27 protein-coding genes are annotated in these 23,539 nt (G+C 60.4%); 19 read left to right on the top strand and 8 right to left on the bottom strand.

Features of this window, described 5'->3' with window-relative positions; genetic code table 11:
• The first annotated feature begins 15 nt into the window (after positions 1–15).
• From J3P92_RS10875 to J3P92_RS10845, 7 genes are all read left to right on the top strand, one after another.
• Positions 16–552: a chemotaxis protein CheW gene (locus tag J3P92_RS10875; RefSeq protein WP_420767692.1), complete on the top strand. Its 537-nt coding sequence runs from the start codon at positions 16–18 to the stop codon at positions 550–552.
• On the top strand, positions 549–1,385 hold the full coding sequence (locus tag J3P92_RS10870) for a CheR family methyltransferase (RefSeq protein WP_434650742.1): 837 nt from the start codon (positions 549–551) through the stop codon (positions 1,383–1,385). The genes J3P92_RS10875 and J3P92_RS10870 overlap by 4 nt, the downstream gene beginning before the upstream one ends.
• The gene (cheD, locus tag J3P92_RS10865; RefSeq protein WP_434563593.1) at positions 1,382–1,879 is read left to right on the top strand and encodes a chemoreceptor glutamine deamidase CheD; all 498 of its coding nucleotides are present in this window, start codon (positions 1,382–1,384) and stop codon (positions 1,877–1,879) included. The genes J3P92_RS10870 and cheD overlap by 4 nt, the downstream gene beginning before the upstream one ends.
• A gap of 2 nt (positions 1,880–1,881) precedes the next feature.
• Positions 1,882–2,961, top strand: a complete 1,080-nt coding sequence (locus tag J3P92_RS10860; RefSeq protein WP_434563591.1) for a protein-glutamate methylesterase/protein-glutamine glutaminase — start codon at positions 1,882–1,884, stop codon at positions 2,959–2,961.
• 482 nt (positions 2,962–3,443) lie between these two features.
• A complete protein-coding gene (locus J3P92_RS10855) occupies positions 3,444–3,971 on the top strand; it encodes an HvfA family oxazolone/thioamide-modified RiPP metallophore (RefSeq protein WP_434610936.1) in 528 nt (175 codons plus the stop codon).
• Between the two features lie 68 nt (positions 3,972–4,039).
• Complete coding sequence (locus J3P92_RS10850; protein ID WP_434610933.1) at positions 4,040–4,891, top strand: HvfB family MNIO-type RiPP peptide maturase; 852 nt, start codon at positions 4,040–4,042, stop codon at positions 4,889–4,891.
• Positions 4,884–5,624: an HvfC family RiPP maturation protein gene (locus tag J3P92_RS10845; protein ID WP_420767686.1), complete on the top strand. Its 741-nt coding sequence runs from the start codon at positions 4,884–4,886 to the stop codon at positions 5,622–5,624. The genes J3P92_RS10850 and J3P92_RS10845 overlap by 8 nt, the downstream gene beginning before the upstream one ends.
• Positions 5,625–5,651: 27 nt before the next feature.
• On the opposite strand, the gene J3P92_RS10840 is transcribed toward J3P92_RS10845, so the two are convergent.
• A complete protein-coding gene (locus J3P92_RS10840; protein ID WP_434650739.1) occupies positions 5,652–6,623 on the bottom strand; it encodes a GlxA family transcriptional regulator in 972 nt (323 codons plus the stop codon).
• Positions 6,624–6,775: 152 nt separating this feature from the next.
• Between J3P92_RS10840 and J3P92_RS10835 the strand changes: the two genes are divergently transcribed.
• The 5 genes from J3P92_RS10835 (at position 6,776) to J3P92_RS10815 (ending at position 10,736) form a co-directional block, all read left to right on the top strand.
• On the top strand, positions 6,776–7,666 hold the full coding sequence (locus J3P92_RS10835; RefSeq protein WP_434650737.1) for an MBL fold metallo-hydrolase: 891 nt from the start codon (positions 6,776–6,778) through the stop codon (positions 7,664–7,666).
• A gap of 190 nt (positions 7,667–7,856) precedes the next feature.
• The gene (locus tag J3P92_RS10830) at positions 7,857–8,159 is read left to right on the top strand and encodes an ArsR/SmtB family transcription factor (protein ID WP_434650735.1); all 303 of its coding nucleotides are present in this window, start codon (positions 7,857–7,859) and stop codon (positions 8,157–8,159) included.
• A 61-nt stretch (positions 8,160–8,220) separates the two neighbouring features.
• Positions 8,221–9,195 carry a zinc-dependent alcohol dehydrogenase family protein gene (locus tag J3P92_RS10825; protein ID WP_434650733.1) on the top strand — a complete coding sequence of 325 codons (975 nt, stop codon included), beginning with the start codon at positions 8,221–8,223 and terminating at the stop codon, positions 9,193–9,195.
• Positions 9,196–9,236: 41 nt separating this feature from the next.
• Complete coding sequence (locus J3P92_RS10820; protein WP_420767681.1) at positions 9,237–9,530, top strand: antibiotic biosynthesis monooxygenase family protein; 294 nt, start codon at positions 9,237–9,239, stop codon at positions 9,528–9,530.
• Positions 9,531–9,803: 273 nt separating this feature from the next.
• The gene (locus tag J3P92_RS10815; RefSeq protein WP_434650731.1) at positions 9,804–10,736 is read left to right on the top strand and encodes a hypothetical protein; all 933 of its coding nucleotides are present in this window, start codon (positions 9,804–9,806) and stop codon (positions 10,734–10,736) included.
• A gap of 24 nt (positions 10,737–10,760) precedes the next feature.
• Here J3P92_RS10815 and J3P92_RS10810 read toward each other — a convergent pair whose 3' ends face one another.
• From J3P92_RS10810 to J3P92_RS10800, 3 genes are all read right to left on the bottom strand, one after another.
• Positions 10,761–11,015, bottom strand: a complete 255-nt coding sequence (locus J3P92_RS10810) for a colicin E3-like toxin immunity protein (RefSeq protein ID WP_434610917.1) — start codon at positions 11,013–11,015, stop codon at positions 10,761–10,763.
• Positions 11,016–11,025: 10 nt separating this feature from the next.
• Positions 11,026–12,249, bottom strand: coding sequence for a colicin E3/pyocin S6 family cytotoxin (locus J3P92_RS10805; RefSeq protein WP_434610915.1), 1,224 nt, complete (start codon positions 12,247–12,249; stop codon positions 11,026–11,028).
• A gap of 153 nt (positions 12,250–12,402) precedes the next feature.
• Positions 12,403–13,143 (bottom strand): gamma-glutamyl-gamma-aminobutyrate hydrolase family protein, encoded by a 741-nt coding sequence (locus J3P92_RS10800; protein ID WP_420767678.1) that lies wholly within the window; start codon positions 13,141–13,143, stop codon positions 12,403–12,405.
• Positions 13,144–13,288: 145 nt separating this feature from the next.
• Between J3P92_RS10800 and J3P92_RS10795 the strand changes: the two genes are divergently transcribed.
• From J3P92_RS10795 to J3P92_RS10780, 4 genes are all read left to right on the top strand, one after another.
• Positions 13,289–15,055, top strand: a complete 1,767-nt coding sequence (locus J3P92_RS10795) for a S8/S53 family peptidase (protein WP_434650729.1) — start codon at positions 13,289–13,291, stop codon at positions 15,053–15,055.
• Positions 15,056–15,151: 96 nt separating this feature from the next.
• Positions 15,152–15,313, top strand: a complete 162-nt coding sequence (locus tag J3P92_RS10790; RefSeq protein ID WP_420767676.1) for a DUF2986 domain-containing protein — start codon at positions 15,152–15,154, stop codon at positions 15,311–15,313.
• 4 nt (positions 15,314–15,317) lie between these two features.
• Positions 15,318–16,118, top strand: a complete 801-nt coding sequence (locus J3P92_RS10785) for a DUF6630 family protein (RefSeq protein WP_434650727.1) — start codon at positions 15,318–15,320, stop codon at positions 16,116–16,118.
• 200 nt (positions 16,119–16,318) lie between these two features.
• Complete coding sequence (locus J3P92_RS10780; protein WP_434610909.1) at positions 16,319–17,272, top strand: alpha/beta fold hydrolase; 954 nt, start codon at positions 16,319–16,321, stop codon at positions 17,270–17,272.
• A gap of 63 nt (positions 17,273–17,335) precedes the next feature.
• Here J3P92_RS10780 and J3P92_RS10775 read toward each other — a convergent pair whose 3' ends face one another.
• The 4 genes from J3P92_RS10775 to gabT form a co-directional block, all read right to left on the bottom strand.
• Positions 17,336–17,743 carry an ester cyclase gene (locus tag J3P92_RS10775; protein WP_434651115.1) on the bottom strand — a complete coding sequence of 136 codons (408 nt, stop codon included), beginning with the start codon at positions 17,741–17,743 and terminating at the stop codon, positions 17,336–17,338.
• Between the two features lie 74 nt (positions 17,744–17,817).
• Positions 17,818–18,306: an Lrp/AsnC family transcriptional regulator gene (locus J3P92_RS10770; RefSeq protein WP_420767674.1), complete on the bottom strand. Its 489-nt coding sequence runs from the start codon at positions 18,304–18,306 to the stop codon at positions 17,818–17,820.
• A gap of 45 nt (positions 18,307–18,351) precedes the next feature.
• Positions 18,352–19,008 carry an HAD family hydrolase gene (locus tag J3P92_RS10765; protein WP_434610906.1) on the bottom strand — a complete coding sequence of 219 codons (657 nt, stop codon included), beginning with the start codon at positions 19,006–19,008 and terminating at the stop codon, positions 18,352–18,354.
• Positions 19,009–19,046: 38 nt separating this feature from the next.
• Positions 19,047–20,342: a 4-aminobutyrate--2-oxoglutarate transaminase gene (gene gabT / locus J3P92_RS10760; RefSeq protein ID WP_434650725.1), complete on the bottom strand. Its 1,296-nt coding sequence runs from the start codon at positions 20,340–20,342 to the stop codon at positions 19,047–19,049.
• 287 nt (positions 20,343–20,629) lie between these two features.
• Here gabT and J3P92_RS10755 point away from each other — a divergent pair, with 287 nt between their 5' ends.
• The 3 genes from J3P92_RS10755 to J3P92_RS10745 all read left to right on the top strand — a co-directional run bounded on the left by J3P92_RS10755 (position 20,630) and on the right by J3P92_RS10745 (position 23,365).
• A complete protein-coding gene (locus tag J3P92_RS10755) occupies positions 20,630–21,556 on the top strand; it encodes a 2-hydroxyacid dehydrogenase (protein ID WP_434610902.1) in 927 nt (308 codons plus the stop codon).
• 201 nt (positions 21,557–21,757) lie between these two features.
• Entirely contained in the window at positions 21,758–22,615 is an 858-nt protein-coding gene (locus J3P92_RS10750; protein WP_434563561.1) for a GNAT family N-acetyltransferase, read from the top strand.
• Between the two features lie 42 nt (positions 22,616–22,657).
• Positions 22,658–23,365 (top strand): cupin domain-containing protein, encoded by a 708-nt coding sequence (locus tag J3P92_RS10745; protein WP_434563559.1) that lies wholly within the window; start codon positions 22,658–22,660, stop codon positions 23,363–23,365.
• The last annotated feature ends 174 nt before the right edge of the window (positions 23,366–23,539 follow it).

Here is a 23,539-nt window from a genome sequence, read left to right as displayed (position 1 = left end):
AAAGGAGAAAAGGCAATGGGCGCCATCGCGACCACACGTCAGACCGCCAGCGCGGTCGAGGAAGAAGCGCAGTACCTGACGTTCATGCTCGGCACAGAGATGTTCGCCATCGGCATCTTGTGCATCAAGGAAATCATCGAGTACGGCAACCTGACCGTCGTACCGATGATGCCGGCCTTCGTTCGCGGAGTGATCAATCTGCGCGGCGCGGTCGTGCCGGTGGTGGATCTGTCGGCCCGTTTTGGCCGGCCGAACTCCACCATCAGCCGCCGTAGTTGCGTAGTGATCATCGAGGCCGCCAGCGCTGACGGCCTGGCCCAGGACATCGGGCTGCTGGTGGACACTGTATCGGCGGTGCTGGAAATCCCGGCCTCGCAGATCGAACCGCCACCGAGTTTCGGCGCGAAAATTCGCGCCGACTTCATCAGCGGCATGGCGAAGGTCGAGGGCAAGTTCGTCATCGTCCTGGAGGTGGATCGGGTGCTGTCCATCGACGAAATGTCCGAACTCGCCCAGGCCAGCCCCGCCGCACTGGAAGCGCCAGACTCATGAGCACGGACACTTGCAAGGAACGCACAGTGAATTCAATGGCGCTCACTGACCGGGAGTTCGGCCAGTTTCAATCCTGGTTGTACCAGGCCGCCGGCATCAACCTGTCGCCGGCCAAGAAAGCCCTGGTGGCCGGGCGCCTGTTCAAGCGCCTCAAGCACTATGAGCTGAACAGCTACGGCGAGTATTTCAAGCTGATCATGAGCGGCCAGCGCAGCGACGAATTACAAGTGGCGCTGGACCTGCTCACGACCAACGAAACCTACTTTTTTCGTGAGCCCAAGCACTTCGATTTTCTACGCGATCACGTGCTGCCCCATGCGACACCCGGCAAGACCTTTCGCCTGTGGAGCGCGGCCAGCTCGTCCGGCGAGGAGCCCTACAGCCTCGCCATGACCCTGGCCGAAAGCCTGGGCACCACGCCCTGGGAAGTCATCGGCTCGGACATCAGCATGCAAGTGTTGGCGAAGGCCCGTTCCGGGCACTATCCGATGGAGCGCGCCCGCAACCTGCCCCATTCGTTACTCGTGAAATATTGCCTCAAGGGCACCGGCAATCAGCAAGGCACCTTCCTCATCGATCGGGCGTTGCGCAACCGGGTCAACTTCATCCAGGTCAATCTCAACGACACGCTTCCGGAGTTGGGGGAGTTCGATGTGATTTTCCTGCGCAACGTGATGATCTATTTCGACCAGCCCACCAAAAGCAAAGTGGTTGCCCGACTGATCCCCCGGCTCAAGCCCGGTGGGTATTTCATCGTCAGCCATTCGGAGAGCCTCAACGGCGTTTGCGATGCGTTAAAGCTGGTCGCCCCTTCGATTTATCGCAAGCCATGAACGCCGCGATAAAGCCAGTCGCCGAAGTCTATCTGGGGCCTGGGGAGTTTCGCTTTGCGACCTGCCCGACCCGGCTGCGCACGATCCTTGGCTCATGCGTTGCCATCACCCTCTGGCATCCACGGCGCAAGATCGGCGGCATGTGCCACTTCATGTTGCCCAACCGGGTACGCTGCTCCACGGCGCTAAATGGGATGTACGCCGATGAAGCCTTTGAGTTGTTCGTCCGCCAGGCGCGGGCCCATCGCACCGAACCCGAGGAATACCAGCTCAAGCTGTTCGGCGGCGGCGAAATGTTTCCCGAGCTGCAACGCCACGTGGCGTTCGGCGACGTGGCGCGGTTGAACGTCAACGCCGCGCTGGAAATGGCCGCCCTCTATCGCCTGGACCTGATTGCCCAGGACATGGGTAGCACTGGCTACCGAAGTATTGTTTTCGACCTGTGCAATGGCGATGTCTGGGTCAGGCACCAACCGATAAGGACCTTGAATTAACCATGCCAGGCAGAAAAATCAATGTATTGCTGGTGGACGATTCCGCCGTGGTCCGTCAGGTATTACTGGCGATCCTGAGTGACACGCCGGACATCAACGTTATCGGCGCGGCGTCCGATCCGATCTTCGCCATGGATAAACTGGCGAAGGAATGGCCCGACGTGATCGTGCTGGACGTGGAAATGCCGCGCATGGACGGCATTACCTTTTTGAAAAAGATCATGAGCGAACGGCCCACGCCCGTGGTGATCTGTTCTTCCCTGACGCCCAAGGGCGCGGAAACCACGCTGCAAGCCATGGCCGCCGGCGCGGTGGAAATCATCACCAAGCCCACTAGCGGCCTGAAGAACTTCTTGCTGGACTCGGCGTCGGAACTGGTCTCGGCCATCCGCGCCGCCGCCCAGGTCAACGTCCGCAACCTGGGTAAACGCCCGGCCCCGGCCGCCCCGCTGACCCCGGCGGCCAAACTCAGCGCTGACGCGATGCTGCCCGCCGCCAACGGCCACGCCATGGCCCAGACCACCGAACGCATCGTCGCCATGGGCACCTCCACCGGCGGCACCCAGGCCCTGGAGGCGGTGCTGACGGCCCTGCCGCGCGTGTGCCCGGGCATCGTCATCGTCCAGCACATGCCGGAAAAATTCACCGCCTCATTCGCCGCCCGGCTCAACAGCCTGTGCCAGATCGAAGTGCGCGAAGCGAAGAACAACGACCGCATCCACCCGGGCCTGGCGCTCATCGCCCCCGGCGGCAAGCACATGATGGTGACCCGCAGCGGCGCGTTCTATCACGTGCAAGTGGTGGACGGCCCGTTGGTCAATCGCCATCGCCCTTCGGTGGATGTGCTGTTTCGCTCGGTGGCCAAGTTCGCCGGCCGTAACGCCACGGGCATCATCATGACCGGCATGGGCGACGACGGCGCCCGCGGCCTCAAGGAAATGCTCGATGCCGGCAGCGCCACCGTTGCCCAGGACGAGGCCAGTTGCGTGGTTTTTGGCATGCCCAAGGAAGCGATCAAACTCAACGCCGCCCAACGGGTGATGCCGTTGCTGGACATTGCGCAGGTGATCTTGCACCGCTGATCCGCGCATCTTTTCTCAAGTGAAAGCTGTGTGGCGAGGGAGCTTGCTCCCTCGCCACAAAAAGCTGTCTTAAACAGGCGAGATCGTCGCCAGCACACCAATCAGCAGCGTCAGCGCCAGGAAACCACCCAAAAAAATCGCCATCTTCGCCATGAGCTTTCTCCCAATAGAGCCATTGCGGCACGATCGAATTGTGGGACGAGAACTGAGACCGTTACAGACGCACCTGTAAGCGAAAAATACGGATCAGCGGAAAAAGGTTCGCAGCGCTCTGTATCCACGACACACAGCAATACAAACACACCGCCGCATGACACATCCCAGATACACGACAAGCGCCAAATGGCCCCGTCCGAACAGGCCAGTCCCGCCTTGCTTCGACCCGACGTGCCGAGCACCGGGCAAGCAACGTGACACCGCCACGGCACACGCCCCGCGCAACGCTTGCCAGGGGCCACACAGCTCTTATCTGGAGAAATCTCATGACGCGTACAAAAAATTCGAACTCCGCTCGCCTCGCCCTCGCCGCCCTGGCTTTGTCCGGCGGTTTGGGCCTGGCCCAGTCCGCTTTCGCCGTTGACGCCCTGGCCCAGGGTTATCAATTGGCTTCGGCTGAAAAGACCTCCGAAGGCAAATGCGGTGAAGGCAAATGTGGCGCTGCCGAATCGGCCAAAAAGGCCACACAGGCTGAAGGCAAGTGTGGTGAAGGCAAATGCGGTGCCGCCGAATCGGGCAAAAAAGTCACCGCGGCAGAAGGCAAGTGCGGTGAAGGCAAATGTGGCGACGCGTCCTTCGCTCGTACCGACACTGACGACGATGCTCGTGTGTCGCTGAAGGAATTCCTCACCGTCGCGCCGACCCAGCAAGCCGAGTTCGAAAAGATTGACAGTAACCACGACGGCTACCTCTCCGAGGCGGAAACCTACAAGTACCGCACCGGCCAATACACAGCCAATGGCAAGAAAGTACCGACCGAACTGTTCATCCATATGAGCCAGGCCAAGGAGTAAATCCCCCTTCGCTCCTCCCTCCCGGCCGCCCAGGCCGGGAGGGTTTGGCCATCCCCTGGAGAAGCGCGATGAGCACGTTCACTTCACCCTCCGGCGCCGGACTCGGCCTTCGCCGTGCCCTGCTAAGCGACCTACTGGAAATGGCCCCCAGCGCCGTGGATTTCCTTGAGTGCGCCCCGGACAACTGGATCGGTGTCGGCGGCGTCTACGCCGAACAACTCGACCAACTCGCCGCACGGCACCCCATCACCTGCCACGGCCTGTCCCTGTCCCTCGGCGGTCCGCAGCCCCTCGACATTGAACTGCTGCGTGGTACTCGCCGCTTCCTCGATCGCTACGCCGTGGCGCTCTACAGCGAACACCTGAGTTACTGCTCCGACAGCGGTCACCTCTACGACCTCTTGCCGATCCCCTTTACCGAAGAAGCCGTCCATCACGTCGCCGCCCGCATTCGTCAGGCTCAGGACGTATTGGGCCAGCGCATCGCGGTGGAAAACATCTCCTACTACGCCGCGCCCTTCCAGGCCATGAGCGAGATCGACTTCATCACCGCCGTGCTACAGGAAGCCGACTGCGACCTGCTGCTGGACGTCAACAACCTCTACGTCAACGCGATCAATCACCGTTACGACGCCGAGAAGTTCCTCGCCGCCATCCCGGCCCAACGCGTCACCTACCTGCACGTCGCAGGCCATTTTGACGAAGCCGAGGATTTGAAAATCGACACCCACGGCGCGGCCGTCAAGCAAGACGTCTGGACGCTGCTACACCAGGCGTATCAACGATTCGGCTCGGTACCAACCCTGCTGGAACGCGACTACAACTTCCCACCCTTGTCGGAACTGCTCGCTGAAGTCGGGCAGATCAAACACCTTCAAAAACTCGCTTGCCCGGCAACACCGGAGGCCCGCCATGCCTGAACAACTGCTCGACCAACTCAACTGCATGGCCAATTACGTCCGCAATCCTCAAAACCCACCACCGCCGGGAATTGAAACCCGACGCCTGGCCGTCTACCGGCAACTGTTCATCGGCAGCATCGAATCGCTGCTGGCCGCCAGCTTCCCGGTCATCCACCAAACCCTGCCAGACGCTGACTGGCGATGGCTGGTCCACGATTTTTACGCGAACTACCGTTGCCAGACGCCACTGTTCACGCAGCTGGGCGGGGAGTTTGTCAGCTATCTGGAACAACGTGCCAGCTCGCAGAACCACCCCGCCTGGCTGCCCGAGCTGGCGCAACACGAATGGAGCGAAAGCGCCCTGTTGCTGAATGATGCGGTGGAGCCCGCACACAATCCCCACGGCAATCTGGTTGAAGGCACGCCCGTGATGTCGGAACTCGCGTGGGCACACGCCTATGAATGGCCGGTGTGCGACATCGGGCCGGATCATCGGCCCATCGACAAACCAACAGCCCCGACGTTGGTCCTGCTTCAGCGCCGTGGTGGGCACGTGACGTTTTCACGCCTTGCGCCAATGGCTTATGCGCTGCTGGTTTCGCTGACGGAGCATAGGCGCAGCGGGCGGGAGCATCTGGTTGCGTTGGCCGAGGCGGCAGGAGTGACGGTGCGTGAGTTGATGCCGGTGGGGGTCGCGGCCCTTGAGGGGTTCAAGGCGCAGGGGATTGTGTTGGGAACGCGTTGGGGGTGAGCAAGACCATCGAAAGATACATCTCCATCAACGCTTGCGCCCCACCCCAAGACAAAACATCTTCCGATAATCAGAAGGCGACGTCCCCAGATGCGCGCCAAAGTGCTGCCTCAACGACAATGACGTCCCAAACCCCACCTCCCCTGCGATGCATTCGATGGGCAACTCAGTCGTTTCCAGCAATGCCTGCGCTCTGGCCACTCGTTCAGCAGTTAACCATTTGGACACGGTTGTGCCCGTCGCCTCCTTGAACCGACGGGTAAACGTTCGCCTGCTCATCTTCGCCGTGTCTGCCAGAGCGTCGAGAGACAGGTCACTGGACAGATTCATTCGGGCCCATGTCAGGACGTCGGATAAATGAGTCTCGCCAGCGAATGCTGGCACTGGGTGTTCAACATACTGCGCCTGGCCTCCCGGCCTGTGAGGTGGCGTCACCAGCATTTTCGCGGTGCGATTCGCCACGTCCGCACCGAGGCGCTCGCGCACCAGGTGCAAGCAACAATCGATTGCCGCTACGGTGCCCGCGGACGTCACGATGTTATCGGCACGGACGTAAAGCACCTCGGGTTTGAATCGAACCTTGGGAAAACGTTGCGCAAACTGGTCACGGGCAGCCCAGTGGGTAGTGGCTTCCTTTCCATCGAGCAGCCCGGCATCGCCGAGGACGAATGCCCCCAAACACAATCCCACAATGAGCTTGCCTTGCGTGTTGGCCAGCTGCAGCGCTTCCACGAGCTGGGGCGATGCAATCAGGGATTGATCGCCCCACGCCGGGATGATGATGACGTCGCAGGTTTCCATCAGCCCCAGGCCGAGGCTTACCGACAACCCAATGTCTTGGTCGGTACCGACCATTCCGGGCACTTCTGCGCAGTAATTGATTTCATACCGAGGCCCATCGGGCGCAGGCTGGGCGGTTCCCAATACCATTCCCGGCACCGAAAGGTGGAAAAGGCTGACGCCTTCGAAAGCTAAAACAGCAACGCGTACGGAGAGCATGGGGGCAGCCTCGGTTCGCCCCGTAGGGCTCAAGGTGAACAACGTTGATCAGTTGGCCCGATTATATCGAAATGTGTCGTTCGGGCCACTGTTGACCCCCGAGACATTCGGCAAGAATGGACCCCTCGTGGTAAACAACAGGAATGATTTTTATGAAACTCAGAACGTTACAGCTTGCCCTCAGCATTGCTTGCGCCGTGGCCGCTACCCCTTCGTACGCCGGTTCAACTACTCCCAAGGCGCCTGGCGCCCCTCATAAACTGGATTTGCAGCAGGTCCGCAACGCGACGGTAAAAATCACCTTCGGTGACACCACCTTCCTGATCGATCCGATGCTGGCAAAAAAAGGCGCCTATCCGGGTTTTGAAAACACCTATCGAAGCAACCTTCGCAACCCCTTGGTTGATCTCACCCAATCGCCGGAGAAGGTTATCGCCGGGGTCGACGCCGTCATCGTCACCCATACACACCTGGACCACTGGGACGATGCCGCACAAAAAGCGCTGCCTAAAGACATTCCGTTGTTCGCTCAACATGAAGCAGATGCGCAACTGATTCGTTCCCAAGGTTTCAAGGACGTACGCGTACTAACTGACGAAGCGGAATTCGGCGGCGTCAAAATCACCAAGACCGGCGGCCAGCATGGCACTGACGAAATGTATGCCGTGCCAGCGCTCGCAAAACCTCTGGGCGAAGCCATGGGCGTGGTTTTCCAGGCGCCAGGCTATAAGACTCTCTACCTTGCCGGTGACACGATTTGGCGTAACGAGGTAGACCAGGCCATCAACCAGTACCGTCCGGAAGTAATCGTGCTCAACGCCGGCAAAGCAAAAATGGCGGGATTCGAAGGTTCGATCATCATGGGTGAAGATGATGTGCTTCGCGCCTCAAAAGCCGCGAAAAACGCACACATTGTCGCGGTGCACATGGACGCGATCAACCATATGTCCCTCACTCGTGAAGAACTGCGCGCCTATGTTAAGAAGCAAGGGATTGAGGGGCGTGTAGACATTCCGGAGGACGGTGCTTCGCTGGAGTTCTAAACGAAAAGGGGCAGGTTTATTTAATCAATAAACCTGCCCCTTTCTCGATGCCGGCGCGGTGGCGGCGCTTGAAACGTTCAAGGCGCAGGGATTGTGTTGGGGGTGACCCAAAGCGCGGAGTTCTCTACCGCCCAAAGGATTCATTGAAAATCGTATTGACATATCGGTAAATCTCGATATTATCCACTTCATGGAATTGATCGAAGTATTTAAAGCCCTATCGAACCCTACACGCCTTCAAATCTTGAAAGGCCTGAAGGACCCGACAAAGAACTTCCCTGCGCAGGATGAAGGTGACGTTCTCACGGTGGGCGTTTGCGTCAGCAGTATCCAGGAAGGCATCGGATTGTCCCAGTCCACGGTGTCTGGTTATCTTGCGACGCTGCAACGAGTGGGCCTGGTGGAAGTCAGGCGCATCGGTCAGTGGACTTACTACAAGCGTAATGAAGCGGCCATCAGCACCCTTGCTGAAATCATAGGGAAAGAGCTCTAATTTTTTGCCGTAAAATATCGAAATATCTCGATATCCCTTTTTATAGATATGAGGTGTCATTATGAAAGCGATGGTATTGAAATCATTTGGCGGGGCGGAATCGTTTGAACTTCGCGATGTGCCCAAACCCGTGCCGCATGCAGGGCAAGTCCTGGTCCGGGTGCATGCCACCTCCATCAATCCCTTGGATTACCAGGTCCGACGCGGCGACTATCCGGATCTGGTGCCACTGCCGGCCATCACCGGACACGACATTTCGGGCGTTGTCGAAGCAGTTGGGCCGGGCGTGACAGCCTTCGCTCCCGGAGACGAAGTCTGGTACACCCCGCAAATATTCGATGGCCCAGGAAGTTACGCCGAGTACCACGTAGCTGCTGAGAGCATCATCGGCAAAAAGCCTCCGTTGCTAAGCCACCTTGAGGCGGCGAGCCTGACATTGGTTGGCGGGACGGCGTGGGAAGCACTGGTCGTGCGTGCGTCGCTCAGAGTGGGAGAAAGCATTCTGATACACGGCGGCGCGGGAGGAGTCGGTCACGTGGCGATCCAGTTGGCGAAAGCCATCGGAGCACGGGTATACACGACCGTGCGCGAGGCGAACTTCGAGTTCGCGCGCAGTATGGGGGCCGATGTCGTCATTGATTACGAGAAGGAGGACTACGTCGAGGCCATCATGCGAGAAACAGAAGGCCGTGGGGTTGACGTCGTGTTTGACACCATCGGCGGCAATGCACTTTCACGCAGCCCGGACACACTTGCACAGCTTGGTCGCGTAGTCAGCATCGTGGACATTGCACAACCGCAAAACCTGGTTCAGGCCTGGGGCAAGAACGCGAGTTATCACTTCGTTTTCACAAGGCAGAACCGAGGCAAACTCGATGAGTTGAGTGCATTGATAGCACGAGGTCAGTTGCGGCCACACGTTGGCGCGGTCTATTCCCTTGCCGACATCCCGCTCGCCCATGCACGGCTGGAAAGTCCCAACAACGGCGTTCTAGGAAAAATCGCGATCGCCGTTGAGCCATCGCTCATCTCATAAGCCCGTACTTTTTAACCGTTCATGTCATTTCGAGGTACGCCATGATTTACGAGATCGCCCTGCTCCCCGTTCACAAGGACCGCATTGAAATGTTCCGACGTGCGTTTGCCGAGGTCGCTCCTCTGCTCACCCGTGCAAAGGGATACGGCGGTCACTTGCTGGCGCCCGGGATTGAAACCCCTGAACAATTCAACCTGATCGTGAGATGGCAGTCACTTGAAGATCACACGCCGGGTTTCGAAGAGAGTGAAGACCATCGGATATTCATGATGGGATTGGAGGAATATTTTTCGGATGAACCGAAGGTCTACCACATCGAGGGAGGCAGTTTTTAGGACAGATGGACATCTCCACCCCAACGCCCGATACACCGTATCGGGCGTTTTGGCGTTTGACTTAGGCCCCAATTCATTCCGAATGCCTGCCTGGCGGTGTTCCGGATCGACCGAAAACTGGCAGGTCGGCGGTGGTTATGCCTACGCGCACAGACCATCAAGCATGCCGAGAACCCGCCGAAAGAGGTATTCTGCGCGGCTAGAAAACAGCCATGGCCAACCGGCTGTTCGCAACTTGAAGCGGTCTTGAAAGTGGTGCGCCAGGAGGTCTGCATGTTGATTGGATATCGATTCGAGCGTACCGCGCGGGATGACCTGCATATCCACTCGATCAATTGGGTGCAGGGCGGATTCGTGCTGCTGACAAGCGCGATGACTTTCATTTTTCCAGTGGCGGCCGTGCTCGCAATCACAGATGCCGACTTGTCGCCGACAGGCATGGATCCATTGGCCTCACTCCTGCTCGTGCTCGGGCTGCTGCTGATTCCTGCCCTAGGCTTGGCGCTGATGCTTTACACCGGCACCCGCGAAACCTTGCTGTTGTCGCGTATCGACGGTGAAGGCAAGCGCCGTACCCGGAACTTCTTTGCACGCCGCGAACGGGTGCATTCGGTGTTTAGGTTCGACGCCGTCAAGCACCTCGAGCTCCGCCGCCATCAACAGGCCAAACCAGCCAACACCCAACTGTGGCTGGTGATGCGCGATGGCGCCACCCACCGCCTGACAAGTGACAACGTTGCGGTGGTGCCGGGCAGTGAACGCACCGAGCGGTGGCTGCGTGAGCTGAGCGACTACCTGCAAGTACCGATGCCCACGGAGGTTGCTGTCGGTTCGACGGCCGTTTCGAAAGTGCCCTACAGGCCTACTCCGACGCCGGCGAAGATCGCCAGGCAACACAAAGCGAAGGCACTCACACCTTCGGCTGAGTCGACCGAACAACTAGGCATCCCCGCACGCGCCCTGCTCGCCTTGATTGGCGCTTTCCTGATTGTGCTGGAGCTGACCCGTCTGATCGCATGGACGCCGTCGCTGTTTACCGGACGGATACGCATCGGCAGCACTCGCCCGACGATTTTCTACTGGACCGAACAGCCCGTGGCCTTTTCATTCCACTTGATTATCGGCCTGGCAGAGTTGCTGATCATCGGCGTCATCGCCTGGGGCTGCGTGCGAGTGGCGATCGAGGGGCGGTTGAAGTCAAAATAGATCTGTCCCGTTTTCTCCTCTCGATTACCAGCTATCTAGATAATCAAAAGCTATTTGATAGTCGTAGTTCGCCCAATCGATTGAATGCTGAAAGTACGGCTGGATAATTCCTACCCAGTCCAACAGGAGATCAAACCCCCCGTTATTTATGTTGTTATCGAACGGGATGCCTAAAGCCTCCACGACCGAGCCATCATCACCCAGATCCTCTGTATATTCTTCTCCTTCGAAGGATTCCGTTTGCTTGCTATACCACTCAAGTCGCAATTTGAGTCCCATCTTTTGATCCTCACAAATACTTTCTTATGCTGCGATTTTTCTTAGGGCCATCTGTCTGCTCGCCAGTAATTGGATCGAATGCACCTAAATGACTTCCGTCGCTTGCTCGGTAAGCTTCCAGTTCACCGTGCGAGGCATCCCACTCGTAAATGGTCCGGCCTTTGGCGTCGAGCCAGCGATCTCTTAAGCCTCCGCCTCCTTGCACCGGAGTTTTCTTCTTGCCTTTCTTCAGACCAGAGAAGCCCGTAATTTCATGTGTCTTCGGAGCAGGATGATAGTCGTGGCCCGCCTCGGCCAGACCCTTTCGGCGGATGCTCAAAACCACATAAACCGGCCGAACCCCCGAGTCCACCGGGAACACCAGAATGAAATCCTTGTACTCCGGCGGATAGATCGGATTGACGATGATGCTGTCCGCCATCGGCGTCGACGGGTAGATCCAGATATGCGGGGTTTGGGGGGCGGCTTCCAGGGCGGGGATGCCGAGGGTTTCGGAGGGGTCGGTGGCTGGGGTCCAGATCAGTTCGATGCCATCGCCCAGGTCGGCGATGTATTGGTCGGCGCGCGGCGTCAGGTGGACGACGTCGACCATTTCCCAGCCGCGGTTCTGACCGGTGTAGAAACCGTAACCCTTGATACTGCCGTCGGCCTGTTGCTCGATGCTCAAGCGCATGCGGCTGCGGGCCTTTTTTAGCTGGCGTAGCTGGTCTTCGCTGTAGAGCGCGCTGTCGCCCAGGCTGGAAGGCCAAAGCAAGGCGACGATCCCCGTTAACAGCGCCGCGCCAACCGTGCCTGCAGCGGCTCCCGCAGTTGTCGCGGCGCAGCCGCCCAGGGCGAGTCTGCCCAATGTAGCGGGAATTGCAGTTGAGCCGATCTGCTTGAGGGGGACAGTCCCGGAATCGTCGGCCTCGCGGCCGCCAAGCCACTTCAAGTCGCCGTACTGCTTGACCAGCTCCGGCGGAATGAAACCATGGGGGTTGTTGTAGTCGATGATGCCGTTGGGGAGCTCGCAGCATTTAGCGAAAACGGACCCGGTGATGGGCAGGGATTTTTTTTCGACCTTGCCCCATCTTTCCTTTTCGTAGGCGGCCTGTCGCGCAAGCATGGCGTCATGACTGCGCTGGAGTGCCTCGTACTCGGCCAGCTCGCTGGACGTCATGTCCCGGTAGGAAATGTTGTGCCCTTCGCCGGAACGTGGATTTTTGACTTTTGGCAGATTGTTTGGGCGCGTCACGAATCGCGATTCTCATCCTGAAAATTCAGGACGGACGCTATCGCAAGGGACTCATGCGGCGCTGTCAGACGCTTCTCGAATTGCCCGTTCCGTTTTCCTCAGACGGTGTGGGCCGGCAAGGCAACAAGATCTGCGTCTGTGTCACGAACCGGATTAGCTCGCCCGCTGCCTGCACGCCTCTCCGAACGCGCGAAAGATCGCCCGATAATCCGGATGCTCCGTCACTTCCCATTCCGGGTGCCATTGCACCCCCAACGCAAACGCCCGGCTGCCCTCCACCGAAAGCCCCTCCACCAGGCCATCCTCCGCCACGGCTTCGATGCGCAAACCCTGCCCCACCCGTGCGATGCCCTGGCCGTGGACGGAGTTGACTTCGATCTGTTCCTTGAGCCCCAACCGCGCCAACACCCCGCCCGGTCGCACGGTCAGTGCATGGTTGCGGGCGTATTGGTCCTGGACCGGCTCGTTGCTCGGCGGCTCGTGCTCGGCGCCGGGGCCGTTGAGTTGTTGATGGAGCGTGCCGCCAAAAGCGACATTCATTTCCTGGAAGCCGCGGCAGATGCCAAGCACCGGAAGACCGGCCTCGACAGCGGCGCGCCAGAGCGGCAGCGCCAGGTTATCCCGGGCCGGGTCGTGCTCGGTGCCAGGCGGGCTGGGTGGGCCGCCGTAGTGATGGGGTTCGATATTGGAAGGCGAGCCGGTGAAAAGCAGCCCGTCCAGGCCAGCGATGACGTCAGCCGGATCGATCAGTGACGCAACCACCGGAAGGATCACCGGCAGTGCCTCGGCGGCGGTCGCGACGGCTTGTGCGTATTTGTCGTTGCTGAGCTGGACGGTGTGTGGGCCGACCTTGCCTGAACAGGCGATGATTCCGATCATGGGTGGACGAGACATAGGGTTCCCCGTTTTTCAGTTGCCTATGGATCGGATTTCGGCGCGGGTTCGGTTGTTCAATTTTGATGACGGCTGGCGCCATTGCCTGAACGAAGCCATCGACACAGCGGTCGGAACAGCAAACCCCGGCAAAGAAACCTCACCCATGCCCTTACGATCCGCTGTCCTCGTCACCTTGATCGCGTTGTCTGCCGGCACGTCTGCAATGGCGCAAGAGCCGTTGCGCCTGGAAAGCCTGAAGCGCTGCGGCGACTTGCTCGAAATCGAGCGCCAGGAGTGGTGCTTGACCGCGCGAGGGCTGGGTGAAGCAACGCCGCAACTGAAACTCGGTGAAAAAGCGATTCCCGCTGACAGGGTCCAGCGTGACGGCCAACGCCTGCGTCTGCATTTGGACAAGGCCGACTACCAAAGCGGGCCGCTCTGGCTGGAAGACGGTCCGCGCGCCAGCAATGCCGTCTGGTTGACCCTGCGCAGCAGTCATGTCGTCGCGGCCGGGCCGGATGAGGTGACCAAGAACATGGACGGCCTGACCACCTATGTGGATCTGGTCAGCGTGTTGATCGAGGAAAGCCACGATGGCCGCCAGGAGGCGGAACGTCTCGCCAACAAGTACGGGGCCAGGGTGGTCGGCAGCATCGCGCCGCTCAACGTGTATCAATTGCGCCTGCCGGCCAGGGACCTGATGCAGCGCGACGCGTTGGTGCTGCGCCTGGGCGGCGAAACCAGCGTCGATGCCGTAGTGATCGAAGAGTCCGGGGCCGAAGAAACCGAGCAAGCGCCCACCCAGCCCGAAGAGCCCAAGAAACCGGCCCAGGGCTCCGATGAATGGGCCGCGAATCGCTTTCTCGACGCGGTGCATTACTACCAGCGGCGTATCCCCGGGCAGCAGGCGCCGATCCAACCGCAGCCGGTGCGCATCGGCTTGATCGAGCGTGACGTGGATTTCGACACGGCGGATTTTGCCGACTATCTTGGCCCCTGCTCCATGCCGCGCACCTGCGTGTACGCCCGTGATGCGAACAAACCCGACAACCATGGCACGACCGTCGCCGGCATTCTCGCCGCGCGCTGGAACGATGGTGGCAACACCGGTTTGCTGCGGGGCCTGGACAAGGCGAGCGGCGGCTTCGAAGTGATCGTCGAGCGAAATTCGGACGCGGGGATCACAGCCAACATCGCCGCCTCGGTGAACCTCGTCGAGGATGGCGTGCGTGTGCTGAACTGGAGCTGGGGCATCCACCGCGTGGGAGCGAAAGACGTCAAGGGCGATGACGTCGATTCGCTGCTGCGTTCGGGTATTGCCATGAGCGGCTACGAAGAACTGCTGGAAGAGTTTTTCCTGTGGCTGCGCAAGGAACATCCCGACGTGGTGGTGGTGAACTCCGCTGGCAATGGGTCGTCATTCTCCGGCACCGATGAATACCGCCTGCCCTCCTCGTTCATTACCGAACAGTTATTGGTGGTCGGCGGACACCAGCGCAGCGAACGGGCCGGCGTCGCCGTCGATGACCCAGGCTACGAGGTCAAGCGCAACTCCTCGAATATCGACATGCGCGTCGACATCACCGCCGCCGCGTGCACCCACGCCTCGACGCCCAATGCCGGCGAGGATGGCGCGGTGCATTGCGGCACATCGTACGCCACACCCATGGTCACCGGCCTGCTGGCAGCGATGCTGTCGATCAACCCGCAACTTCACCCCGAACAGCTGCGCATGCTCCTGCGCCGCAGCGCCATGACCATTGGCGACAATCACGACTTCGAACAAATGGACGGCGAAGACCTCACCGCACCCATCCTGCCGTCGGAGCGCAATTACCAGCTCAACGACAAGGACGTAGGGCGTTCGGCACGGCTGGACATGCAAAAGGCGCTGGATCTTTCGGTGCAGAGTCGCAGCCGGGTGCGTTGATGCAGGGCTCAAAATCAGCGCTACACTTTCGGCGATAACTTATTCGACTGGCGGTATGATCGACCCCCAGCCTCTTACGCGCCCAAGTGGAACAACATGAATCGTCGCAAGAAAATAAACCAGTTGCTCAAGGCCAACGCCAAAAAAGCCAGTGCCAAGCTGGCACCGAAAAGCAAAGACCGATACATCAGCAAAGCCGACCGACTGAAAATGGCGGCTGAAGCCGGACCGGACTCGACCGTTTCCCCTGAGAGCTGATTCTTTGAACCCCATTGACCCCCTGTCGCTTCAACGCGTCATCACCGCCCACGGCACACTCGAAGGCGCGGCCTATTTCGACGCAGAGGAAAGCCTCGTCCACGACATATTCGTGGATCGCATCGTTCTCCAGACCAACTACCTGGACCACAGCAGCTATAAGGTCGACCTGGCCGAGGGCGCGGTACGTGTGCGCAAGACGCGGCTGGATAACTACCACCGAGGCCACAAGGCCCAGATGATCGACGATGCCATGGACGAGGACGATTGGCTGGAATTGGGCAGCCTGTGGCAGCGTCTGAGTCGTGACCTGGACACTCAGGGGCAAACGCCACCACCGGATCCGGCCGATACGCTGGCGGACCTGTTCGACTGCCTGTTCGACGAGACACACGCGCAAGCGCTGATCGAAAACATGCCGGCGGCTACCGGCCGATGGGACTGGGCGTGGACTCAGCTGCAATCGGCCCTTGTCAGCACGCATCGGATGGCTGAGTTCGAGTGGAAGGAATGGTCGTTGTCTGGCGTCTACGCCATCAACGCCCTCGCCCCCCTGCGCGAACGGGGCATTGAAATCCCCACGCCCGACGGCACAGTCGTCGATGCAGTCAATCACGCCGACGATTGGGAGCGGGCGCTGCTCCAGTATTTCAATGCACGACTGGAAATCCACGATCTGAAGCTGTTGGCCATCGGCACGCATTTCGACGAGTACCAAGCGTTTGCATGCCTGCCGATGAACGGTCTGGGCCTGGCCAATGCGTTGGAAATCATGGGCAGGCTGGGCATCGTCTACAAATGCTGATCCTGCTGTTTTGCGGCAAGGGAGCTCCCTTGCCACAAAACCCTGCACACCCAGGAAGCAGAACACGGGTATCTGAAATCCCCATAGTTGCTATCGACGCCAGCGCCGTTCTCGTTCCGCTGCGCCCTCTCTAATCTGCCCACCAACGGGATCGACGACGATCTCGGCAGATCAAACCGTCCCTTATGGAGAGAGAAACGATGAACACAATCAACCGCACCCTGGCTGTCGCAACCCTGGCCCTGGCCACCCTCGGCGCCGAAGCGGCGACACCTGTCCAGGCCGGCGCCAGCGCCTCGGCAATCGGCAGCGTGGTGCAGTCCGCCAGCTACATCACCACCAAAGATGGCGTCCAGCTGTATTACAAGGATTGGGGCCCGCGCAATGGCCAGGTCGTCACCTTCAGCCACGGCTGGCCGCTGGATTCCGACAGCTGGGAAGGACAGATGATGTTCCTCGCGTCCAAGGGCTACCGCGTGATCGCCCATGACCGCCGCGGTCATGGGCGGTCCAGCCAACCTTGGGAAGGCAACGACATGGATCACTACGCCGACGACCTCGCGGCGGTCATCGAAGCGCTGGACCTGAAGAATGTCACCCTGGTCGGCTTCTCGACGGGGGGCGGTGAAGTGGCTCGGTACATCGGTCGCCATGGCACAGCCCGGGTGAAAAAAGCCGTGCTGGTGTCCTCGGTTCCACCGCTGATGCTCAAGACGGATACCAACCCCGGCGGCTTGCCGCTCGAAGTCTTCGACGGCCTGCGCAAGGCCTCCCTGGAGAACCGCTCGCAACTGTACCTGGACATCGCGTCCGGTCCGTTCTACGGCTACAACCGCAAAGGCGCCAAGCCATCCCAAGGCCTGATCCAATCGTTCTGGGTTCAAGGCATGCAGGGCGGCAGCAAGAACACCTATGACTCGATCGCGGCATTCTCGGCGACCGACTTCCGTGGCGACTTGAAGAAATTCGACGTGCCGACGCTGGTGATCCACGGCGACGATGACCAGATCGTGCCCATCGACGCTGCAGGCCGCGCCTCGGCAGCGCTGATCAAGGGTGCCCGGTTGCTCGTCTATCCCGGTGCGCCGCACGGGCTGACCGAGACACACAAGGACCGTCTCAATCAGGACCTGCTGACTTTCCTCAAGGAATGAGGCTCGGGTCGCCCTGGACGGTAACCCCTGTGGAGCGAGCCTGCTCGTTCCACATGATTTTGCTCAAGGCCCTTCTTCGAAAGGGCTTTGGCGTTGCAGCGCCGCCTCCACCGCCGCCTTATCGATCACCGACCACACCCGAACGATCTTGCCCTGGTCGAAGGTATAAAACACGTTCTCGGAAAATCGAATCCGCCGACCGTGGGTGTCCAATCCGAGGAAACGTCCGCGCGGCGAGCAATCAAAAAGCAAACGACTCGCGACATTCGGCGGTTCGACCACCAGCAGGTCGATATTGAAACGCAAGTCCGCGATCGTGCCCACATCGTTTTCCAGCATCGCCCGATAACCCGCCAGGCCCACCGGGGCTCCGTTGTAGTGCACGCTGTCGTCGACGAAGCTGCCCAGGTCTTGCCACCGACGGGCATTGAGGCAGGCGATATAGTTGCGGTATTGCTCGGCCAGGTCCATGTCCAGGTCCTCCATCAGCGAGGGTTACCTGGCAGTGACCGCAGACAAAGGCCAGTGGTTCTGGACGAACGCCTTCAATGCCGCAACAGTTTGCGCAACGGAATCTCATCCTTGCGAACCGGCGACTTGATGACGATGTAGCTGAAGTACTTGGAGATGCCGATGTTCTTGTCCAGCAGGCTTTCCATCACGTCCTGGTAATCCTGGATGCTGCGGGTCATGAAACGGACCAGGTAATCGTAGCCGCCACTGATCAAGTGGCATTCGAGCACTTCGTCGACGAGGCGAATATTGGACTCGAACTTGGCGAAGTCCTCACGCTTGTGGTCGCTCAGGGTGACTTCGGTGAACACCGTCACCGAATCGGTGATCTTGGCAAGATTGAGATGGGCCTTGTAGCTGGAGATATACCCCGCCGACTCCAGGCGCTTGACCCGTTGCAGACATGGGCTGGCTGACAGCCCCACAGCGTCGGCCAGGCTGACGTTGGTCATGCGACCGTCTTTTTGAAGCTCGACCAAAATGCTGATGTCGATCCGGTCCAGTTTCGCTAAACCTTCCATCGCATACCCCTCGCCTGCCGTTTGTAAGACAATCTTCTAACAAAATCAGCGCCGTAAAGACAGCTGATGCTGAGCCACCAGGTCCGCCATGCTGTTGATGCAGTAGTCCGCCGCGCAGGGTGCCGGGGAGGTGTCGAGGTCGCGACAGATCAGGCACACCGCCCCAACCGCCCGCGACCCTGTGCCAGGGCGGGTCACGTGAAGGATCGCCGCCGCGTCCAGCCCATTGGCGTCCAGCCAGTCACGATCCTGCAGCGGCGCGCTCGCCAGCGAAATGAAATCCTCCGGCTCGATGCCCAGGCGCCCGCACAACACGCCACGGTCCTCGGCGTCGCGGTCGCCCAATACCAACAACCGATAGAACTTGCGCAAGTAAAGCATCGCTCCCGGTGCGTCCTCGAACAGCGTCCAGCCCGCGGCCGAGCGGGCGAAGCTCATGCCCTCCTCCCAACTGGCCTTGAGCTTCCAGCGCTCGGCCAGTTGACGGTGGGCGAAACACAGCAGGCCACTGAAGCCCAACTCGCCGAAGCGCGGATACAGGGATTGCAGCACCTCGTTGAAATCGGCGAGCAGCGCGGCTTTGTCCAATGGTCCGGCATGGTTTTCCAACAACGGCTGCAAGGCCGCCCAGACACCTGAATCACGATCCACCAGGACCTCATCGCAGTCGATCAGCAACGCCTGGTATTCAGTCAGCTTCATCTGTAAGCCTCCGATGATGTCCCATCGATCAACGCTCCCTAAACGGCACAGACCCGTGCCAAGGCGCCTTCGAGAATCTGCAACGCTTCGTCGATCTGCGCTTCGGTGGTCACCAGCGGCGCGAGGAAACGCAGGACGTTGCGGTACACCCCACACTTGATCACCAGCAGCCCACCGGCACGGGCTTCGTCGATCAGCCGCTGGTTGAGCTCCGCATCCGGCGTACGCGCATCGTCCTGCTTGATCAGCTCGATCGCCAGCATGAAACCCTTGCCCCGCACATCGCCAATGCGCGGATAGCGCGTTTGCAACGCCAACAGGCCCTGGCGCAACCGTTCACCCAACGCCTCGCCGCGGGCCAAAAGCTGTTCCTGCTCGTAGGCGTCGATCACCGCCAGCGCCGCCGCGCACGACAACGCGTTGCCGCCATAGGTGCCGCCCAGGCCGCCGGGCAGCGGCGCATCCATGATCGCGGCCTTGCCGACCACGCCCGACAGCGGCAAGCCACCGGCCAGGCTCTTGGCGACGGTGACCAGGTCTGGCTGGATGCCGGCATGCTGGAAACCGAACCATTTGCCGGTACGTCCGAAGCCGGTCTGGATTTCATCGAGGATCAGTACAATCCCGTGTTTGTCCGTCAGCGCGCGCAGGCCCTGGAGAAACTCGGTGGGCGCCGAGAGGAAACCGCCGTCACCTTGCACCGGCTCGATGATGATCGCCGCCACTCGCTCGGGCGCCACTTGGGTTGCCAGCAGCTCGTCCAGCGCTTGGAGCGCCATTTCGCCGGTGACGCCTCGATACGCGTTTGGATAAGGCGTGTGGAAGACTTCCGGCGCGAACGGCCCGAAGTTCTGTTTATAGGGCTGGCTCATGCCGGTCAGGGTGGTGCCAAGCAACGTCCGCCCATGGAAGCCGCCACGAAAGGCAATGACTGCCGAGCGGTTAGTGTGGGCCCGGGCGATTTTCACGGCGTTTTCCACGGCTTCGGCGCCGGAGGTAAAAAACGCTGCCTTATAGTCGTGCTGGCCGCCGATCATTTCACACAGGCGCTGAGCCAGATCCAGATACGGCTTATAGGCCACGACCTGGAAACAGGCATGGGAGACTTTCTGCAATTGAGCCTGCACCGCCGCGACGACTTTCGGGTGGTTGTGGCCGATGTTGAGCACACCGATGCCACCGACGAAGTCCAGGTAGCGCTTACCGTCCACGTCCCATAACTCCGAACCCTGGGCCCGATCGATCACCAACGGGTGCGCGGTCACCAGCCCACGGGGCACGAATTGATCACGCTGACGGAGCAGACTCGGGGTTTCTTCGACTTTACTGTTCATTGGCATTTCCCATCGTGAGCCGCGCAACCAGGAAGCGGCTGCGGTGTGTTCACAGGTTAAGCGTTCGACGCAACGGTCTACGCCGAACTTGCTCGTTGAGAAATCCGGATCGACTGTTTACACCCCGGCAAACAGCAGAATCCGCCAACGGCCTCGCGCCCCAACGATTCTGCCGCCATGGGCGCGCTACAGCACCGCCCCGTGCCCCCCTGCGCATGCCTTTCGACAGATCCTGCTTCGCCATTCAGGCATGCTGAACACTCTGGAATCTGACGCGAGAACTGTCCATGGCCCTGCTCTATAAAGCTGACCCGATACGCGGCGAACAGTGGCGACGCCTGTTCGCCGAACAGGCACCCGACATCCAATGGCGGGCCTGGCCAGACATCGGCGATCCTCGGGATATCCGCTACCTCGCCGCCTGGCAGGCACCGGATGACCTCGAGACGCTGCTGCCCAACCTTGAGGTGCTGTTCGCCCTCTCGGCCGGCGTCGACCAACTCGACCTCGCACGTTTGCCACCCACGCTGCCCGTGGTGCGGCTGCTGGATCCGGGCATCAGCCAGGGCATGTGCGAATACGCCAGTTTCGCCGTGCTCAGCCTTCATCGAGACATGATGCGCTACCGCCAGCAACAGGCCGAACGTCGCTGGCAGGCGCATCGCCTGGTGCCGGCCCGGCAACGTCGGGTGGGTGTCATGGGTCTTGGTCTGCAGGCGCGACAGATACTCGCCACCTTGAAGCCATTCGGCTTTGCCTTGTCGGGGTGGGCCCGTAGCGAACATCACATCGATGGCGTGACCTGTCACGCCGGCGCCGAGCAATTGCCCGCTTTCCTCGGCCAGTGCGACATCCTCCTGTGCGTGCTGCCGCTCACCGAACAGACCCAAGGCATCCTCAACCGCCAGCTATTGGAGCATCTGCCCAAGGGGGCAGCCTTGATCAACATGGGCCGGGGGGGGCACCTCGTCGAGGCGGACTTGCTCGACGCACTCGCCAGCGGGCAACTGAGCGCGGCAGTGCTCGACGTGCTGACGCAGGAACCGGCCGATCCCGGGCATCCTTTCTGGAACCACCCGCAGATCCTGCTGACGCCTCATATCGCGGCGATGACCCAGCCGGAGACAGCCTTTGACGGACTGCTGGAGAACATTCGACGGCACCAGCGGGGCGAATCGATGCTGGGCCTGGTGGATCGCGAGCGCAATTATTGACATGGCTATCGCGCAAATCGGCTCGGTATTTCCTGCTGGGCTGACGCCCCGTTGGGGCAAGAAATTCGGCCGGCGCCGCTGCGGCTTATCGAAGCTGCCGAATTCACTGGCGGCTATTGTCAGCCCAGGCGACAGGTGAGATACAACCATTCTGCACGGACAATTGCGTCCGGCTCCACGTCAATTTCCAGGGGACCCGCCATGTCCATTTCGCAACGCCCTGCTTACGTTTATCGCGCCATGACCGACGCTGATGTTCCCTCGGCGCATGCCTTGTCCGTGCAGCTGAAATGGCCCCATCGCCTGGAGGATTGGGCCATGTTGCAGCGGCTCGCCCAAGGTTTCGTCGCACTGGATGGGGATCGCTTGATCGGCACTGCGTTCTCCTGCGCCCAGGGCAACTACGCCACCATCGGCCTGGTTATTGTCGACGATGAATACCAGGGCCGGGGCATTGGTCGCAAATTGATGGAATTGGCGATCGAGGCTTGCGGTTCGCGTACCGCCGTTCTCAATGCCACGTTGGCCGGCACGCCTCTCTACGCCAGCCAGGGCTTCGTTGAGTTCGGGCAGATCCAGCAACATCAAGGGCACACATCGTCACCTGTCCCGCCGGCCCTGGGCAACGGCCAACGCTGCCGTGCGCTGGCACCGGCCGATCGGGCCGAGTTGATCAGGCTGGCCAACCTTGGCAGCGGCCTGGATCGCGAGGCCGTGCTGAACGATCTGTTCGATGTCGTTGAACAGGGCGTGGGCATCGAGCAGGACGGCCAGTTGCGCGCCTTCGCCCTGCTTCGCCCTTACGGACGCGGACGCTGCATTGGCCCGGTCATCGCCCAGGACGCCACGCAGGCCCGGCACCTGGTCGCGGCATTGCTGGCCCACGTGCCGGAGGCGTTCGTGCGCATCGATATTCCCGCCGACTGCGGCTTGGGGCCCTGGCTCGAAGAGATTGGCCTCAAGCACGTCGACACCGTCGCCCAGATGGCACAAGGCACTGCGCCCCAGGCCAGTGGCGGCGTGCGCCAATTCGCACCGGTGACCCAGGCCATCGGCTGACAGACTCTTCATTCCATGCCGTTAATTCCGGAGCAATGTTTCATGCTTGAACCCACTGCAATGCTGTTGGCGCGCGCCGATGGCAGCCCCGCCTCCACCTCATTCAAGCCAGGTTCATTGGGTGCCAACGACCCCTTCGACCGGCTCATTGCCTACGCTGGGGTTGATGGCATGGCCGCCGGCGTGGTCCGGGCCGGCGGACGAATCAGCGTCGAGGAGTATCCGTTCAGCGAAACGATCGTCGTCCATGCCGGGGCGGTCACGCTGCGCAGCCAGGCGCAAACGCTGCGGCTCAATCCGGGCGAAAGCGCTGTGATAGCCCGTGGCACCGCCCTCGAAATTGATGCGCAACCGGCTTCGCTGTGGGCCTTTTGTGCCGATACCCAATCCGTCGAGGCCAATCAACCGGGACTCACCGCCCTGCCCGCGCCGACCTTGCTTGCACCCTCCGCGGCGCCCGACGAAGAGATCCTGCTCAGCCCGGCGCCGCAATGCCGCTCGCACAACCTGTTCGTCGAGCAAGCGACGAACCTGCGCATCGGCATTTGGGATTCAACCCCCTACACACGCAAGTCACGGCCGCACAAGCTGCATGAACTGATGCACCTGCTCGAAGGCAGCGTCACCTTGCAACTGGCCGACGGCACCGAGCTGATCGTCGGCACCGGCGATACAGTGTTCGTTCCCTTGGATGCCCCTTGCGCCTGGAAAAGCAGCGTCTACGTGCGCAAGGTCTACGTCGTGAGATGAGCGCCAGGCACTGAATTCGGGATTGCACCGGGTTCTTGTGGGAGCGAGCCTGCTCGCGAAGAGGCCGGCACATCCAGCATCTTCATAGCCTGGGGTGCCGCCATCGCGAGCAGGCTCGCTCCCACATTGGATTTTTGGTAGCCACAGAACTCACATAATCCACATTGGATTTTT

It is taken from the genome of Pseudomonas sp. D3-27, from assembly GCF_051132165.1.
Classification (GTDB): Bacteria; Pseudomonadota; Gammaproteobacteria; order Pseudomonadales; family Pseudomonadaceae; genus Aquipseudomonas.
This window is presented reverse-complemented; position numbering and strand designations above follow the sequence as displayed.